Consider the following 15,499-nt stretch of genomic DNA (forward strand, 5'->3'; position numbering starts at 1 on the left):
GATCCGGCGGGCCGCGGGGGGCTTCAGTGACTTGTGTATATCCGCTTGGTGCGTTAGAGAGCCAATGGATAAATTTGGTCAGACTGATCGAAAAAGCCGATGACATTTCTGCCCACGCTCAAGCAGCTCCAGTATCTGGCGGCGCTTCACGAGCACCAGCACTTCGGTCGCGCAGCAGACGCCTGCTTCGTCACCCAGTCGACGCTTTCTTCAGGCATCCGCGAGCTTGAGACGCTGCTCGACGCCGCGCTTGTCGAGCGCACGCGCCGCGTCGTGCGCTTCACGCCGCTCGGCGAGAAGATCGCGCGCAAGGCGATTCTCGTGCTGCGCGAGGCTGAAGACCTCGCCGCGCTTGCGCAGGCCGAGGCGCGCCCGCTGACGGGCGAAATCCGCATGGGCGTGATCCCCACGATCGCGCCGTTCTTCCTGCCGAAGGCACTGCCGCGCCTGCGCGCCGCCTGGCCTGATCTCAAGCTCTATCTGCGCGAGGAGACGAGCGCCTCGGTGTGCGACGCGCTCGGGCGAGGGCAGGTGGACTGCGTGCTGCTCGCACTGCCATTTCCGTGCGGCGATGTCGCCAGCGTGAAGCTCTTCCGCGACTATTTTCACATCGCCGCGCACAAGGACGACATCCACAGTGCCGGCAAGGTCATACACCCCGAGGACATCGACACCGACCGGCTGCTGCTGCTCGAGGACGGGCACTGCCTCAAGGAACATGCGCTGGCCGCTTGCGGGCGCCCGGAATACCGGTCCGAGACCTCGGTTGTCGGCACCTCGCTGCACACGCTGGTGCAGATGGTCGACAACCGCCTCGGCACCACGCTGGTGCCTGACATGGCGCTGAAGGCCGGTATCCTGAACGGCACGGACGTCGAGACGCGGCCCATCGATGGCGCGCGTCCATACCGCGAGATCGCGCTCGTCTGGCGCAAGTCGAGCCCGCGCGAGGAGGAGTTCCGCCTGCTCGCTCAGGCTCTCGTCGACGCCGCGAGCGTTTGACGCAGTTCGCGGCCGGGGATCGGCGGCGCGCCTGATTCCGCCATGCGCACCAGTTCAACGAGTTTCGCATTCACCGGCGCGTTGCGACCCAGCCGCGCAGCGAGCCGCACGACGGCCCCGTTCAGGTGATCAACCTCGGTACGCCGTCCGCGCGCAAGGTCGTCGGCCATCGATGAACGTGCGTGCCGGTCCACCGTCGTCTTCTGCCGGGCGGCAATGCGACGGTAGAGTAAATTCGGCAGCGACAGGAGCAGCGGCATCCGCTCGATCGGCAGCGGCAGCACGCTCGCAGGACGAATACCCGCCGCCTTCACGAGTCCGAGCCCTTCCTTCATCGAAAGCGCCCACGCCCGCCGATAATCGCGGTCGGCAAACTCCTGCGCCAGCGTCTTGCCGGAAAGCGCGTTGATCGCGTTATTGAGGTTCACGAGCAACTTGCCCCACAGCACGCCTTCCATGTCAGCGCTGCGCACAGGCGGAAGCCCGCCCGCCGCAAGCACATCGGCAAGTCTGTCCAGTGCCGGATCGGCATCGATCTGGATCGGGCTACCCGTCGCCTGATGGAAATGGGCGGGGCCGCGCCCGGCGACGTTGAACGGCACCATGCCCGCAAAGGCGCGCATTTCCGGGAGCGTGGCTGCGATGGCGGCCACATTGTCCGCGCCGTTCTGGAGCGAAAGCACCGGCGTTCCCGCCGCGAGATATGGCGCAAGGGCTGCGGCCGCCTCCGCCGTCGCGTCGCTCTTCACCGTAATGAGCACCACATCCGCCCCTGCCGCCGCAGCCGGACTTTCCGTCAACACGACGTCGGAGGCCGGAATGAGCGTATCGCGCCCGCTGGCGTCGGAGATGCGCAGGCCGTTCTCGCGGATCGCGTCCATATAGGTCGGCCTACCGATCAGCGTCACGCGCGCCCCGCCTGCCGCGAGCGCCCCGCCGATGTAGCAGCCGATGAGCCCCGCGCCCATCACGGCGACGGTGAGCCTATCTTTGTCGTGCATTGTCCCCGCCCTTCATGCGGTTATTGTGCCGACCGAACGCCGAATGGCAACCTGCGGATCGTGAAAGGGACAAGGATGATGAAGGCGCTGCTTTGTGTGGAGCACGGTCCACCCGAAAAGCTGGTCGTGCGCGAGGTGCCGACACCGGAGCCCGGCAAGGGCGAAGTGCGCATCCGCGTCGCCGCTGCGGGCGTCAATTTCCCGGACGTGCTCATCATTCAGAACCTTTACCAGTTCAAACCGCCGCTACCGTTCTCACCGGGCGGCGAGGCGGCGGGCACGGTCGATGCGGTAGGCGAGGGGGTCACGCACCTGAAGCCCGGCGACCGCGTACTCGCGATGACCGGCACGGGCGGTTTCGCCGAATATCTCGTCGCAGAGGCTTCGAAGGCCGTGCCGCTCCCCGATTCGATGCCGCTCGACATCGCTGCGGGCTTCACGATGACCTACGCGACCTCGCACCACGCACTGAAGCAGCGCGCGAACATCCAGCCCGGCGAAACGCTGCTTGTGCTGGGCGCGGCGGGCGGTGTCGGGCTCGCGGCGGTCGAACTGGGCAAGGTGATGGGCGCGCGGGTCGTGGCCGCCGCCTCTTCCGACGAGAAGCTGGCGCTTTGCCGCGAATATGGTGCGGACGAGACGATCAACTATTCCGTTGAGGATCTCCGCGAAGGCATCAAGCGTACCTGCGGCGCCGGGCCGGACGTGATCTACGACCCCGTGGGGGACAAGTTCGCCGAGCCTGCCTTCCGTTCGATCGGCTGGAACGGTCGCTATCTCGTCGTCGGCTTCGCAGGCGGCGAGATCCCGAAGCTCCCGCTCAACCTCGCGCTCATCAAGGGTGCGTCGATCGTCGGCGTGTTCTGGGGCGCGTTCACGATGCGCGAGCCCAAGGTGCACGCCGCGAACATGGCCGAGCTGATCCAGTGGCTGGGCGAGGGCAAGCTGCACCCGCACATCTCCCGGCGTTTCAGTCTGGACGATGGCGCCGAGGCGATCCGCTGGATGATGGACCGCAAGGCGATGGGGAAGGTGCTTATCGAGGCCTGACGGTCAGCGCACGTAGCTCGCGCCGTTGATGTCGAGCGTTGCGCCCGTCATTGCGGCGGGCGCCTTCAGCGCCAGGTAGATGATCGCATTCGCCACCTCGCCGGGGTCGGCGACGCGGCCGAGCGGGATGTCGGCGAGAAGCTGCTGTCCACCGCGGCTCGAAAGATAGTCCTCCGCCATTCCGGTCATCGTGAATCCGGGTGCGACTGCATAAGCGAGAATGCCCTCGTTCGCGTGGGCCCGCGCGATCGTCTTGGTCATTGCGATCATGCCCGCCTTCGCCGCCGCATAGTGCCAGTGCGCCGGTGAATCGCCCCGGTGCCCTGCGCGGCTCGCGACATTGACGATACGCCCACCGCTGCCACGTTCGCGCCAGTGCAGGATCGCCGCGCGCGACAGGTCCGCCGCGGCCTTCAGATTGATGGCGAGGCCGCGTTCCCACTGCGCGTCCCAGTCCGCATCGCTCGCATCCAGCGGATTGTCCTCAAACACACCGGCGTTGTTCACAAGCACGTCGATGCGCCCGTCCAGTGCTTCCAGCGCTTTGCCCCACAGTGCGCGGCCCGCGCCGGGCAAGCTGAGATCGGCGCCGATCAGGCCGCCGCCATCGGTGGTGGCGTGGCCGACGACGCGGGCGTCTTCCTCGCGGATGAGCGCCATAGTCGCCGCGCCGATGCCGCGCGATGCGCCGGTGATGAAGATGTGAGGACGTGCCATGCGGGGCAGTTTAGCGTTGGTGCGCTGTGGCTGCCAGTCAGGGCGTTGTGCGTCCCTCGACTTCGCTCGGGACGAAGGCCCTTTTGAGCTCTTCGTCCATCACCCCGAGCGAAGTCGAGGGACGCACAACCGAATCTTCCGCGTCTATGCCGCGATCGCCGCCATGAACTCGCCGACCGCGCTCTGCAGCTGCGTCAGTTGCTCGTCCACCTCAGCAAACACGACGCGCACCGTATCCACCTCGCTCGCGACGCTCTCGGTGGTGAGGCGGATGCTGGCAATGGCGGCGGACATGGCGTCTGCCGAAAGCGCGGTTTCGTCGACGGAGCCGGTGATCATCGTCACCGTCGCCGCCTGATTGTCCATCGCGCCCTTGATGCGGTCGGCGGACTTGCGCACGCCGTCCACGGTCTCGCGGATCGATCCGTTCGCGGCGACTGTGCTCTGCGTTGCGGCCTGAATGGCGGCGATCTGCTTGGCGATGTCGTCGGTGGCGCGTGCGGTCTGCCCGGCGAGCGATTTCACTTCCTGCGCCACCACGGCGAAGCCGCGCCCGGCATCGCCCGCGCGCGCCGCCTCGATCGTGGCGTTGAGCGCGAGAAGGTTGGTCTGCCCCGCAATGTCGCGGATCAGGCTGACGATCGATTCGATCGTCTCGCTGTGCTTGGCGAGCAGCGTTACCGAATCGACCGCATCGCCGGCCTGCGCGGTGGCGCGGTCGGCGACGGTCGCGGCGCCGTCCACCTCCGCGCGGGTTTCCTCGATCGTGCGGATAAGGCCGGCAGCGGTTTCGGCGGCCTGCCGCATCGCCATCGCCGACTGCTCGGCAGCGGCGGCGACCTCGGCGGATTTCGAAAGCATGTCGCGCGCCTTGATCGCGGCGGTCGTGGACTGTGCGCGCACGGCGGCGGAGCGCTGCGAGGTGCGCTCGACGGCGCTTGCGATCAGCGTGCGGAACTTCTCGCCATAGGCATGTATCTCGTCGGTGCGCTGCTTGTCGCGCAGCACCAGAACGCGCGTCAGCACGAGGTCCACTTCAAGCTCGCAGATCTTGGAAAGCACGCGCAGCATCTTGCCGAGTTTCGAGCGGTCCTCGATCACGTGTGGCAAATGCTCGTAGGCGACGTCGTAGGCGCAGCTGAACGCGCCCACCGCCTCGTGGCTCTTGGCGCCCGCCGCGAACACGCCGTTGCCGTGCAGCGCAACGCGCTCCATCCATGCCGCATCGAGCGGATCGGTAAGGTTCTGCCGCGTGTAGGCGACGCTGTTCTCGATCATGATGCGCTTGTGTTCGGGCGTCAGGTCGTCGCCTGCGCCCGCCGAGGGCCCGAAGACTTCCCAGAACGCATCGGCCATCTGCGGCGCGATCGGCTCCAGCGCGTGCCATAGCTCGGGCATCAGGCGCTGGTCCTCGTCGGTAATGCGATAAGAGCGGAGCCGCTCCCGCCAGGAGACCGTTTCGTTGTCGATCATGCGTTTGGGTTCTGTTGCCTGCTTTTCGCGGAAATATGTGTGTCGAGTGCGAAACGATGTAACCGATCGGGGTTAACGCCCCGTTAGATCGTGCAGTTGCGGTGCTACGAAGAGGCGCTACCGTGTCCATAATGGAACAGGACAGGACCGATCCGGGGGCAGCGCGCGCACGCCTTGCCCGTGTGCTCGAGCGGGCAGTTTCCGATCATGTCGACGTCGAGGCGGTGATCCCGCTTTCGGGCGGCGCCAATTCGCTAACCTATGCGGTCGATGCCGTTCGCGAGGGGCAGCCGTGGCGGCTCATCCTGCAGGTGACGCCGCCCGGCCAGGCGGCGGACGGCATGTCGCGGGCGGTGCAGGCGGCGCTGCAGACGCGGGCCGGAAACGCGGGCGTCCGCGTTGCCGAGGTGGTCGCTGTGCTGACGCCGCAGGATGGGCTCGGTGAGGGCTTCGTGATGGCATTCGTGGAGGGCGAGACGCTCGCGCCGCGCTGGCTGCGCGACGATGCCTATGCGGAGGCGCGCGCCGCCATGCTCGCCGATTGCGCGGAATCGCTCGCCCGCATTCATGCAATCGGCGCCCAAGCCGTTGCCGACCTCCGGCTTCCGGTGCTGACGCCGCAAGCCCAACTCCGCGCGCTTCGCGAGACCTATGATCGCTGCGACGGCGCCGTGCCCGTGTTCGAGCTGGCGTTTGCCGTGCTGGCAGGACAGTTGCCGGACGATGGCGATCTTGCGCTTGTTCACGGCGATTTCCGTTCGGGGAACTTCATCGTCGGCGATACTGGCCTTGCGGCGGTCGTCGACTGGGAGCTCGCGCATATCGGCCATCCGCTGCTCGACATCGGCTGGCTTTCCACCAACACGTGGCGCTTCGGGCAGGCACAGATGCCCGTTGGCGGCTTCGCGGAGCGCGAGGCATTTTACGCGGCCTATGAAGCGGCCGGGGGAAGGCCGGTGGACCGGAGCCTCGTCCTCGCGTTCGAGATGCTGGGCTCGCTGCGCTGGGGCGTGATGTGTATGCAGATGGGCGCCGCGCATCTTTCAGGCGAGATGGCGTCCGTCGAGCGCGCCGCGATCGCCCGTCGCGTCTCGGAAACCGAAGCCGATATTCTTTATATGCTGAAGCACGGAGCGCTTTGAACGATGCGGTCCAGAATAGAAGCCGCCGACCTAGTTGAAGCCGCCGCCGCCTTTCTGAAAGAGGTGGAAAGCGAACTCTCGGGGCGCATGGCCTTTCACGCCAAGGTCGCCGCCAATGCACTTGCCATCGCTTTCCGCGAACTGCGTGAACGCCCCGGTGAGGTTGAAGCGCAGGCCCTCGGCGCGCTGCTGCCCGATGTCCCGCTCAACGAACGTGTGGCCGCCGCTTGCGCCCGCATCCGCTCAGGCGCGTGGAGGGTGGAGACGCCGGGGCTACTCGATGCGCTGGAGGCGGGTGTCGCAGCGCGCCTCGCCGTTGATAACCCGCGCTTTCCGACGCTGCAGCATCTGAATCGACATAGTTGAGAATCGTTCGCAAGCATAAGAGTTGCACGACTCGCCGCGCGCCGTAAAAGCACCGGTGAAAAGGGCACTCAACTGGGGATAAAAGCGTGGCATCCGTGAACCGGCCGCTTTCACCGCACCTCGGCATCTGGCGCTGGCGCGTCCACATGCTGGTTTCGATTTTGCACCGCGCAACGGGCGACGGCCTCGCCATCGGCGGCACGCTGCTGTTCCTGTGGTGGCTGGTCGCCGCCGCGACCGGCCCAGAAGCCTATGAGACCTTCCTGTCGATCGCCTCTGGCTGGGTGGGCATCACGATCCTCGTCGCGCTGACGTGGGCCGTCTACCAGCACATGATGTCGGGTATCCGCCACCTCGCGATGGATACCGGCTGGGGCTACGACCTCGCCACGTCGAAGCTGACCGCCATCCTCACCATCCTTGCCTCGCTGACGCTGACCGCGATCACCTGGGCGCTCATCCTGTACGTCTGAGGAGCCGACTCATGGGACGTGGAACCGAAATCGGCCGCGTGCGCGGCCTCGGCGCGGCGAAGTCCGGCGTGCATCACTGGTGGCTGCAGCGTGTCACCGCCATCTCGAATCTTGCACTTGTCGTCTGGTTCATCGTCTCGCTCGTCCGCCTGCCGGACCTCGGCTATCAGACGGTTACGGACTGGATCGGCCAGCCGCTCGTGACGGTGCCGCTGATCCTGTTCGTGGTCAGTGTTTTCTGGCACTTGCGACTTGGTCTTCAGGTTTTGATCGAAGACTATCTGCACGAAGGCACCAAGGTCGCGTCGCTCCTCGCGCTGAACGCCTTCGCGGTCGCCGGCGGCCTCGTCGGCGTCTTCTCCATTCTCAAGATCGCGCTCGGCGCCTGACGGACCTCAGCAATGACCAGTAGCTACCAGATCATCGATCACACCTATGATGCCGTCGTCGTCGGCGCCGGCGGCTCGGGCCTGCGCGCCACGATGGGCATCGCCGAAGCGGGCCTCAAGACGGCCTGCATCACCAAGGTGTTCCCCACGCGCTCGCACACCGTCGCGGCGCAGGGCGGCATCGCCGCGTCGCTCGGCAACATGGGGCCGGACCACTGGACCTGGCACATGTACGACACCGTGAAGGGGTCGGACTGGCTCGGCGATCAGGACGCGATCGAATATCTTTGCCGTGAGGCGCCCGCCGCGGTTTACGAGCTCGAGCATGCCGGCGTGCCATTCAGCCGCACCGCCGAGGGCAAGATCTACCAGCGCCCGTTCGGTGGCATGATGCAGAACATGGGCGCCGGCCCGCCCGCGCAGCGCACCTGCGCCGCCGCCGACCGCACCGGCCACGCCATGCTGCACGCGCTCTACCAGCAGTCGCTGCGCTACAGCGCGGACTTCTTCATCGAATATTTCGCGCTCGATCTCATCATGGAGAACGGCGAATGCCGGGGCGTCATCGCCATGTGCATGGAAGACGGCACCATCCATCGCTTCCGCTCGCACAGCGTCGTGCTGGCGACGGGCGGCTACGGCCGCGCCTATTTCTCCGCCACCTCCGCGCACACCTGCACGGGTGACGGCGGCGGCATGGTGCTGCGCGCGGGTCTGCCGCTGCAGGACATGGAGTTCGTCCAGTTCCACCCGACCGGCATCTACGGCGCGGGCGTGCTCATCACCGAGGGCGCGCGGGGCGAGGGCGGCTACCTCACCAATTCCGAAGGCGAGCGCTTCATGGAGCGCTATGCGCCCTCCGCGAAAGACCTCGCCAGCCGCGACGTCGTCTCGCGCTCGATGGCGATGGAAATCCGCGAAGGCCGGGGCGTCGGCAAGGAGAAGGACCATATCTACCTTCACCTCAACCACATCGACGCCAACATCCTGCACGAGCGCCTGCCCGGCATCACCGAGACGGGCAAGATCTTCGCGGGTGTCGACCTGACACGTCAGCCGCTCCCCGTGGTGCCCACCGTCCACTACAACATGGGCGGCATCCCCACGAACTATCACGGCGAAGTGGTCACCTTGAAGGACGGCAACCCGGATACGGTCGTCCCCGGCCTGTTTGCGGTGGGTGAGGCGGCGTGCGTCTCCGTGCACGGCGCCAACCGTCTCGGCTCGAACAGCCTCATCGATCTCGTCGTCTTCGGCCGCGCCACCGCGCACCGTGTCGCCGAGATCATCAAGCCCGGCACTGCGCACAAGCCGCTCCCGGGCGACTCCACCGACCTCGCGCTCGGGCGCCTCGATCACTTCCGCAATGCGGCGGGCGGCTCGCCCACGGCAGAGGTCCGTCTCGAAATGCAGAAGACCATGCAGGCGCACTGCGCGGTGTTCCGCACCGACGAGCTGCTCCAGGAAGGCATCGGCAAGCTCACGAAGACCTACGAGCGCGTTCAGGATATCCGTGTCACCGACAAGGGCCTCGTCTGGAACACCGATCTCCTCGAGACGCTGGAGCTGGACAATCTCGTCAGCCAGGCGATGGTGACGATCCACGGCGCCGCGAACCGCAAGGAAAGCCGCGGCGCGCACATGCACGAGGATTATCCGAACCGCGACGACGAGAACTTCATGCGGCACACCGTCTCATGGTTCGACGGCTGGGGCGGCAAGGGTGGCGGCGTGAAGCTCGATTACCGCCCGGTCCACACCTACACGCTCACCGACGAGATTGAATACATCAAGCCGAAGGCGCGCGTTTACTAACGTCCCGCCGCCGTCAGTCGGCTCAGTTGATCCGGCGTCAGCGACAGCGTAGCCCCGGCGATCAAATCCGCGACCTGTTCCGGCCGGCTTGCGCTGGCGATCGGAGCGGTGATGCTGGGCTGATCCCTTAGCCATGCAAGCGCGATGGCGGCGAGGCTGGCACCGGTCTCGGCGGCAACCGCGTCCAGCGCCGCGAGGACGGAGGGTCCTTTGCCTTCCACCCATTTTTTCACGGCCCCGGCACGCGCGCCCGTGACGTCGGCGGCTGTTCGGTACTTGCCGGAGAGGTAGCCGCTCGCGAGGCCGTAGTAGGGCACCACGCCGATGGCCTCGTCGATGGCGAGCTGCTGCAATGCGCCTTCATAATCATCGCGTTTCAAAAGGTTGTATTGGGGCTGCAGCACCGTGAAGCGCGCCCAGTCATTCCGATCGCTGATCGCCAGCGCTTCGGCGAGCCGCGTCGGGCTGTAGTTCGAGGCGCCGATGACGCGCACCTTGCCCGCCTTCACCAGCGCATTGAACGCCGCCAGAGTCTCCTCCAGCGGCGTCTCGGGATCGTCCTTGTGCGCGAAATAAACGTCGATCACATCGGTTTGCAGACACTTCAGGGAGGCTTCGCACGCTGCCGCGATGCGGCTCGCCTTCAGGCCCTTGCCGCCTTCGCCTTCCAGCATCCCGACCTTGGTGGCGATCACCGTCTGGTCACGCTTGCCGCGCGTCTTCAGCCATTTGCCGATGAGTGTTTCGGATTCGCCGCCGTGGTGGCCCGACACCCATGCGGAATAAACGTCGGCGGTATCGATGAAATTGCCACCGCCCTCGGCGAAGGCGTCGAGCACGGCGAAGCTCGTCTTCTCATCTGCGGTCCAGCCGAAGACGTTGCCGCCGAGCATGATGGGCGCGACGGAAAGGCCGCTCGCGCCGAGCGTGCGCTGTTTCATCCTGATCTCCTGTCCAAGGGCGGAAAGCATCCGGCGTTGCGGCGCACGCCGCAAGCCCTTCATACCTGTCCCGATTCGGTACAGGCCGGAGGATATGGTATAGAACAAGCTGCACCAGCGACTCATTTCCGAACCATCCGACCATCGCCGTTTGCCGCGACAGCAGGAGGATCACCATGTCGGCCAGGGAAGTGCGAGACTATCTGCTACGGCGCGAGAGTGAGTGCCGGGAGATGGCTGCGCGCGCCACGGCCCCGTCCGTCCGCAAAATCCATGAATCACTCGCCGACCATTTCGCCGCGCGTGCCCAAGCCATGAAGGAAGAGGCGGCCTAAACGATCCGGTATACCTGCCCGCTGCCCGCATCGCGCACCATATCGATGCGCGCGCCGTCCCAATGATAATCGAGGTGCCGTCCCTGCACGGGCGATGATGCGCGGTCCGGATAGAAGAGCCCCACGCAGATGCCGCCGGAGCGCCGTACGCTTGGATAGACAATACCTTCCGATCCCGCTGCGCGCAGCTGCGCGCCCAGTGCCTGACCCGCGCCGTAATCGTTGGGGGAGAGCACCGCGTCCTGCCCGCTGCGAAGATCATGAAGCGGAGCCGAAACGTCGAGCACTATCTCTCGGAACTGAGACGTCCAGCCCGGCGGCTCCGCCGTCGTCGCCATGAAGCGCGCGTGATGGTGCGCCGTTTCGAACAGCGCCGTTTCAAAGCCGTCGCCGATGTAGAGCACGCCGTAGCGTCCATCGCTGAACCGGCTCGGCCGATCGGTGCTGATGTGCGTGAAGGGCGCCATCAGATAGCTCGCGCCCGGTCCCGAAACCCGGCGTCCCGGCGGCACGAGGTCGAGCGTGCCGATGGTGGCCATCAGGCGCGGGTTGGTCTTCTGCTCCGCCGCGATCAGCAGCGGCCAGTCGGCGGGGTCGGCGATGTCCTCGAACAGGTCGATGGGCGGCCATGCGCTGCGGATGATCCGCACCGCCCCCGTCCAATCCATCTGCGTGATTGGAATGTCCGTATCACTCACCAGCCGCCCCGCTCGGCATCGAGATAGCGGCGCACGCGCATCAGATCGGTGAGTTCGCCGCCAAGCATCACATCGAGCGCGCTTTGCCCTCCGAACGCGGTATTTGATGCTTTTACCCATGCGTAGCTGCGGTGCGGCTCGCGGAAGATGATGCGCAGCGCCTTGTGGATGCCCATCAAATTGGAAAGCCGCGCCTTGCCGTCGCGGCCCATGCGGCCCGGGCCCTCGGCCTTCCAGCGCCGGTAAGTGCGCAGCGGTAGGTCGAGCAGCGTCGCGGCGGCTTCGTCGGTGATCTCCCATGCGCGAAACAGGTTCAGCGCTGCGCGGAACATCGCGGCGCTCTCCGCATCAGTGATCGGCGCGGGGCGAAACGCCGGGGCGGATGTATCGACGAGCTGGAGCGTTGGGGTCACGATATCTCCTTTTGGCAACATATACATCATATGATGCCATTTGGCAACCGTAACGGTTCAAGGGTTTCGGCCGGTCACCACCCAGGCCGCGCCATCGATGACGACCCCAGCCTCGCCGAGGCGCGACGCGAGAGCTTCGCGCACGGCGGCTATGGCCTTCGCGCGCATGTCTTCGGGCTTGTCGGCGAGCAGGCGCGGAACGGGTCCAATCTGCATCATATAGTCGAGCGCGTCGTCGAGGGCCGCCTTCCGGCTGGCGCCGACGCCGTAGATGAGCGGGGCGTCGAAGGGCTGGATGGCGATGTCGGTGAAGCCCGCCTCGGCAAGGATGCCCTCCAGCCGCGCGCGGTTGCCGAACGCATAGGGACCGGGGGTGTTGGGATCGGAATCGGGAATGGGCACGATGCCGCGCAGCGCCGCGATCGGCAGCTTCGCCCAATCGTTTTCCGCCGCGCTGCGCCAGCAGATGAAGGCGAGTCGCCCGCCCGGTTTAAGCGCGGTGCGCATGTGCCGGAATGCGGCGGATGGTGCGTCGAAGAACATCACGCCAAAGCGTGAGAAAAGGAGATCGAAGGCGGCTGCAGGGAGGGGGGCGCGGCTCGCATCCTCCAGCCGGAAGTCGATCGGCAGCCCTACGGCGGCGGCGCGCTCGCGCGCCCGCACGATCAGGGGCTCCGAGATGTCGATGCCGACCACGCGGCCGCCCGGCTGCACACTTTCGGCAAGCGCCAGCGTGGTCCCACCGGCGCCGCAGCCGATGTCGAGCACCGCCTCGCCCGCTCTCGCGGCAGCCGCATCCAGCGCCGCGTCGCCGTAAGGGGCGAGAATACGGTCCAGCCGTTCCTGATTGTCCACCCAGCGCGCGCCGGTCGCGCCATTCCAGTCATCGATTTGGGAAGCGTTTTTCATGGCGAAGCTCTATATCATTTGAGAATCGTTCGCAATAAAGAAAGCACTGCCCGCCTCCAAGTATTGATAGTGCTCGGAAAACTCGCTTCTGCGATGATGACCGGACCCCAAATATGGGTCGCCAACTGGGCCGGGCAATCGTTCGGCCCAATTGTTTGTCTGAGCTTGCGCGTTCGCAGCATCCGGCCGACGCTGGCGACATAGGGGGAGGGATCATGCGAAAGACCCTGGTTGCGCTTGTCCTCATGGCGGGCGCATTTCTGCTGTTTCGCCACTTCCAGCCGGAAATCGGCGAACGGCTGTTCGCGCGCGCGGTAGCGGCGAACGTGGGAAGAGACGCGCGGGACGCGCTGCCCGACGGCCTCCATGTCGCGCTCTGCGGTGCGGGATCGCCGCTGCCGGCGCCAGGCCGCGCCGGGCCCTGCACAGCAGTGATCGCGGGACGGCGGCTGTTCATCGTCGATACCGGCGGCGGCTCGGTACGAACGCTCGCCGCGATGGGCCTGCCGCTCGGCGACATAGAGGCGGTGCTGCTCACGCATTTCCATTCGGACCACATCGACGGCCTTGGCGAGCTCATGACGCTGCGCTGGGCAAATGGTGGCAGCGCGGCCCCGCTTCCGGTGTTCGGGCCGCCCGGCGTCGAAACAATCGTTCAGGGACTCAACGCGGTCTACGCGCTCGATCGCGGCTACCGCGTCGCGCATCACGGGGCCGACATCGTACTGCCGGCCGGGCATGGCGCCGCGCCGCGTGCCTTTGCTGCCGATCGCCCCACCGTCATCCTCGAGGATGACGGGCTTCGTGTGACTGCCTTTCCGGTTCGCCACGATCCCGTGCGGCCCGCGGTTGGCTACCGCTTCGATTATGCCGGACGTTCTGTGGTCATCAGCGGCGACGCGGCCCCAGGCGCAGCGGTTCCGGCGCAGGCGAAAGGCACCGACCTCCTCGTGCACGAAGCCCTCAATCCGGCGATGGTCGGCGTGATCGAGCGCGCGCTGCGCAGCGGAGACAACGCCCGCGCGGCGAAGATCATGTCCGACATTCCCGATTATCACACCTCGCCCGAAGATGCGGCGCGGGCCGCAGCCGCCGCAAAGGTTCGGATGCTCGTATTGACCCACATCGTGCCGGCATTACCGCTCGGCATTCTGGAGCCTTATTTTCTGGGCGAAGCGGGCACGCTCTACGCAGGGCCGATCGTCGTGGGCGCCGACGGCATGCTGTTCAGCCTGCCGCGCGGCACCGACACGATCGAGCGCAGTGACCTTCTCTAGCTGGTCGCGGTTTCCGTTACCGGAACGAGCTTGATCTCGACACGGCGGTTCTGCGCGCGGCCCGCTTCGCTGTCGTTGCTGGCAATCGGCTGGCTCTCGCCCATGCCCTGCGTTGCGATGCGCGCGCGCAGCACGCCGTTCGAAGACAGATAGGTGGCGACGCTGTCTGCACGGCGCTGAGAAAGCGTCATGTTATAGGCGTCGGAACCCGTGGAATCGGTGTGGCCGATCACGTCGACGAAGGTCTTCTCGTACTGCGAAAGCACGCGCGCGACCTCATTCAGCGTCGGCTGGAACTGCGGGTTGACGAGCGCCGAGTCGACGTCGAACGTGACCTTGGACGGCATGTTGAGCACGATTTCATCGCCCTGACGGACGACATCGATGCCCGTGCCCGCGGTCTTCTCGCGCAGTTCCTTTTCCTGCTTGTCCATGTAGGCGCCGACCGCCGCACCCGCGAGCGCGCCGATGCCGGTGCCGACCAGCACCTCGGTGCGGTTGGGCTTGCCGCCGATGATGGCGCCGAGGCCTGCGCCCGCGCCTGCGCCGAGCGCGGCGCCGATGGCGGTTTTCGAGATTTCTTTCTTGCCGGTTTCCGGGTTGGTCACGCAGGCCGTCGTCAGCAGCAGGCTTGCCGCGGCCACGCTCGCCACCATTTTCGCTTGGATAGACATAAGCCCCTGATCTCCATTTCCGTTTGCGCCGCAAGTACGCGGGAAGCAGTGCGCTTGTTCCAACAGCATTCCAGATTAACGCGCGCTGAGCAGGCCGTTCAGATCAAAAAACCGCCGCATCATCGCCGCCACCTGATCCATGACCTCGAACTGCAGCATATGGCCCGATCCCGTCACCTGCGCGGTGGCGATGCGGCGGTTGAGCTTCGAAAGGTCCGAAAGCCGGTTCATCGTCCGTTCTACCGTGATGACCAGCGTTGGCACAGAAAGCGCTGCGAACGCCGCCGGGCCGTCCCAGCTCCAGATCGCGTCCCAGCCCGCGCGGGCCACATCCGGGTCACTCGCAGCCTGCGTGTCGGCGAGCGCGCGCACCGCCGCAGCATCGGTCGGCGCGACCATCATGCCACCCGAAAAGCGGCGCATCAGCGCGGGAAAGTCGTCGGTCGTCGCAAGGTCCGTCTTCATCCGGTCCCGCCCTGCGAACGCAGCTTCCATCGGCTGGATCGCGGCGGGATCGAGCAGCACGGCGGCCATCACCCGCTCCGGCGCGCTCGCTGCGGCTTCGACCACGATCTGCGCGCCCATCGAATGGCCCACCCAGATCGCGCGCTCGGGCATTGCCGCCAGCACGGCGTCGGTCTGCGCCGTGATCGTATAGTCGCCGGTCTTCGGGCTTGTGCCGTGGCCGGGAAGGTCGGGCATCACTGCCTTCTGCGCCGGGAAGGCTTCCGCGACCGGTTGCATGGCGCGGTGGTCGCAGGTCCATCCGTGGACGAGGGCAAGCGCCGGTTCCTTTCCGGCGCGCGTGACGACATTCAGCATTG

At 66.2% G+C, this 15,499-nt stretch carries 18 protein-coding genes; 9 read left to right on the forward strand and 9 right to left on the reverse strand.

Going from position 1 to position 15,499, the window contains the following annotated elements:
• Nucleotides 1-99 precede the first annotated feature (99 nt).
• Nucleotides 100-1,002, forward strand: coding sequence for a hydrogen peroxide-inducible genes activator (locus H2052_RS14490; protein WP_293783038.1), 903 nt, complete (start codon nt 100-102; stop codon nt 1,000-1,002).
• Here H2052_RS14490 and H2052_RS14495 read toward each other — a convergent pair.
• On the reverse strand, nt 972-2,003 hold the full coding sequence (locus H2052_RS14495) for a 2-dehydropantoate 2-reductase (RefSeq protein WP_293783041.1): 1,032 nt from the start codon (nt 2,001-2,003) through the stop codon (nt 972-974). The two genes, H2052_RS14490 and H2052_RS14495, sit on opposite strands and share 31 nt — an antisense overlap.
• Before the next feature lie 78 nt (nt 2,004-2,081).
• Here H2052_RS14495 and H2052_RS14500 point away from each other — a divergent pair, with 78 nt between their 5' ends.
• A complete protein-coding gene (locus H2052_RS14500; protein ID WP_293783044.1) occupies nt 2,082-3,053 on the forward strand; it encodes an NADPH:quinone oxidoreductase family protein in 972 nt (323 codons plus the stop codon).
• A gap of 3 nt (nt 3,054-3,056) precedes the next feature.
• Here the strand turns inward: H2052_RS14500 and H2052_RS14505 are convergent, their stop codons facing one another.
• Both H2052_RS14505 and H2052_RS14510 read right to left on the reverse strand, forming a co-directional pair.
• Nucleotides 3,057-3,770 carry an SDR family oxidoreductase gene (locus H2052_RS14505; RefSeq protein WP_293783047.1) on the reverse strand — a complete coding sequence of 238 codons (714 nt, stop codon included), beginning with the start codon at nt 3,768-3,770 and terminating at the stop codon, nt 3,057-3,059.
• 144 nt (nt 3,771-3,914) lie between these two features.
• Nucleotides 3,915-5,243 carry a methyl-accepting chemotaxis protein gene (locus H2052_RS14510; RefSeq protein WP_293783050.1) on the reverse strand — a complete coding sequence of 443 codons (1,329 nt, stop codon included), beginning with the start codon at nt 5,241-5,243 and terminating at the stop codon, nt 3,915-3,917.
• A gap of 131 nt (nt 5,244-5,374) precedes the next feature.
• Here H2052_RS14510 and H2052_RS14515 point away from each other — a divergent pair, with 131 nt between their 5' ends.
• From H2052_RS14515 to sdhA, 5 genes are all read left to right on the forward strand, one after another.
• Nucleotides 5,375-6,385, forward strand: coding sequence for a phosphotransferase family protein (locus H2052_RS14515; protein ID WP_293783197.1), 1,011 nt, complete (start codon nt 5,375-5,377; stop codon nt 6,383-6,385).
• Between the two features lie 3 nt (nt 6,386-6,388).
• Nucleotides 6,389-6,751 (forward strand): DUF6285 domain-containing protein, encoded by a 363-nt coding sequence (locus H2052_RS14520; RefSeq protein WP_293783053.1) that lies wholly within the window; start codon nt 6,389-6,391, stop codon nt 6,749-6,751.
• Nucleotides 6,752-6,837: 86 nt separating this feature from the next.
• A complete protein-coding gene (gene sdhC, locus H2052_RS14525; protein ID WP_293783056.1) occupies nt 6,838-7,224 on the forward strand; it encodes a succinate dehydrogenase, cytochrome b556 subunit in 387 nt (128 codons plus the stop codon).
• An 11-nt stretch (nt 7,225-7,235) separates the two neighbouring features.
• Nucleotides 7,236-7,613, forward strand: coding sequence for a succinate dehydrogenase, hydrophobic membrane anchor protein (sdhD, locus tag H2052_RS14530; RefSeq protein ID WP_293783059.1), 378 nt, complete (start codon nt 7,236-7,238; stop codon nt 7,611-7,613).
• 12 nt (nt 7,614-7,625) lie between these two features.
• Nucleotides 7,626-9,428, forward strand: coding sequence for a succinate dehydrogenase flavoprotein subunit (sdhA, locus tag H2052_RS14535; protein WP_293783062.1), 1,803 nt, complete (start codon nt 7,626-7,628; stop codon nt 9,426-9,428).
• On the opposite strand, the gene H2052_RS14540 is transcribed toward sdhA, so the two are convergent.
• Entirely contained in the window at nt 9,425-10,369 is a 945-nt protein-coding gene (locus H2052_RS14540; RefSeq protein ID WP_293783065.1) for an aldo/keto reductase, read from the reverse strand. The genes sdhA and H2052_RS14540 overlap by 4 nt on opposite strands.
• 176 nt (nt 10,370-10,545) lie before the next feature.
• Here H2052_RS14540 and H2052_RS14545 point away from each other — a divergent pair, with 176 nt between their 5' ends.
• Nucleotides 10,546-10,704, forward strand: coding sequence for a hypothetical protein (locus tag H2052_RS14545; RefSeq protein ID WP_293783068.1), 159 nt, complete (start codon nt 10,546-10,548; stop codon nt 10,702-10,704).
• On the opposite strand, the gene H2052_RS14550 is transcribed toward H2052_RS14545, so the two are convergent.
• The 3 genes from H2052_RS14550 to H2052_RS14560 form a co-directional block, all read right to left on the reverse strand.
• Nucleotides 10,701-11,372 (reverse strand): RES family NAD+ phosphorylase, encoded by a 672-nt coding sequence (locus H2052_RS14550; RefSeq protein WP_293783200.1) that lies wholly within the window; start codon nt 11,370-11,372, stop codon nt 10,701-10,703. The two genes, H2052_RS14545 and H2052_RS14550, sit on opposite strands and share 4 nt — an antisense overlap.
• 26 nt (nt 11,373-11,398) lie before the next feature.
• Nucleotides 11,399-11,758, reverse strand: a complete 360-nt coding sequence (locus tag H2052_RS14555) for an MbcA/ParS/Xre antitoxin family protein (RefSeq protein WP_366484567.1) — start codon at nt 11,756-11,758, stop codon at nt 11,399-11,401.
• 114 nt (nt 11,759-11,872) lie between these two features.
• Nucleotides 11,873-12,724, reverse strand: a complete 852-nt coding sequence (locus H2052_RS14560; protein WP_293783074.1) for a class I SAM-dependent methyltransferase — start codon at nt 12,722-12,724, stop codon at nt 11,873-11,875.
• A 215-nt stretch (nt 12,725-12,939) separates the two neighbouring features.
• Here H2052_RS14560 and H2052_RS14565 point away from each other — a divergent pair, with 215 nt between their 5' ends.
• Nucleotides 12,940-14,001 carry an MBL fold metallo-hydrolase gene (locus tag H2052_RS14565; RefSeq protein WP_293783077.1) on the forward strand — a complete coding sequence of 354 codons (1,062 nt, stop codon included), beginning with the start codon at nt 12,940-12,942 and terminating at the stop codon, nt 13,999-14,001.
• Here the strand turns inward: H2052_RS14565 and H2052_RS14570 are convergent.
• Together H2052_RS14570 and H2052_RS14575 are read right to left on the reverse strand one after the other, a co-directional pair.
• A complete protein-coding gene (locus tag H2052_RS14570) occupies nt 13,998-14,675 on the reverse strand; it encodes an OmpA family protein (protein WP_293783079.1) in 678 nt (225 codons plus the stop codon). The genes H2052_RS14565 and H2052_RS14570 overlap by 4 nt on opposite strands.
• A 75-nt stretch (nt 14,676-14,750) precedes the next feature.
• On the reverse strand, nt 14,751-15,497 hold the full coding sequence (locus tag H2052_RS14575; RefSeq protein WP_293783082.1) for an alpha/beta hydrolase: 747 nt from the start codon (nt 15,495-15,497) through the stop codon (nt 14,751-14,753).
• Nucleotides 15,498-15,499 lie beyond the last annotated feature (2 nt).

The sequence above is a fragment of the Sphingosinicella sp. genome, assembly GCF_013911755.1.
Taxonomy (GTDB): domain Bacteria; phylum Pseudomonadota; class Alphaproteobacteria; order Sphingomonadales; family Sphingomonadaceae; genus Sphingosinicella.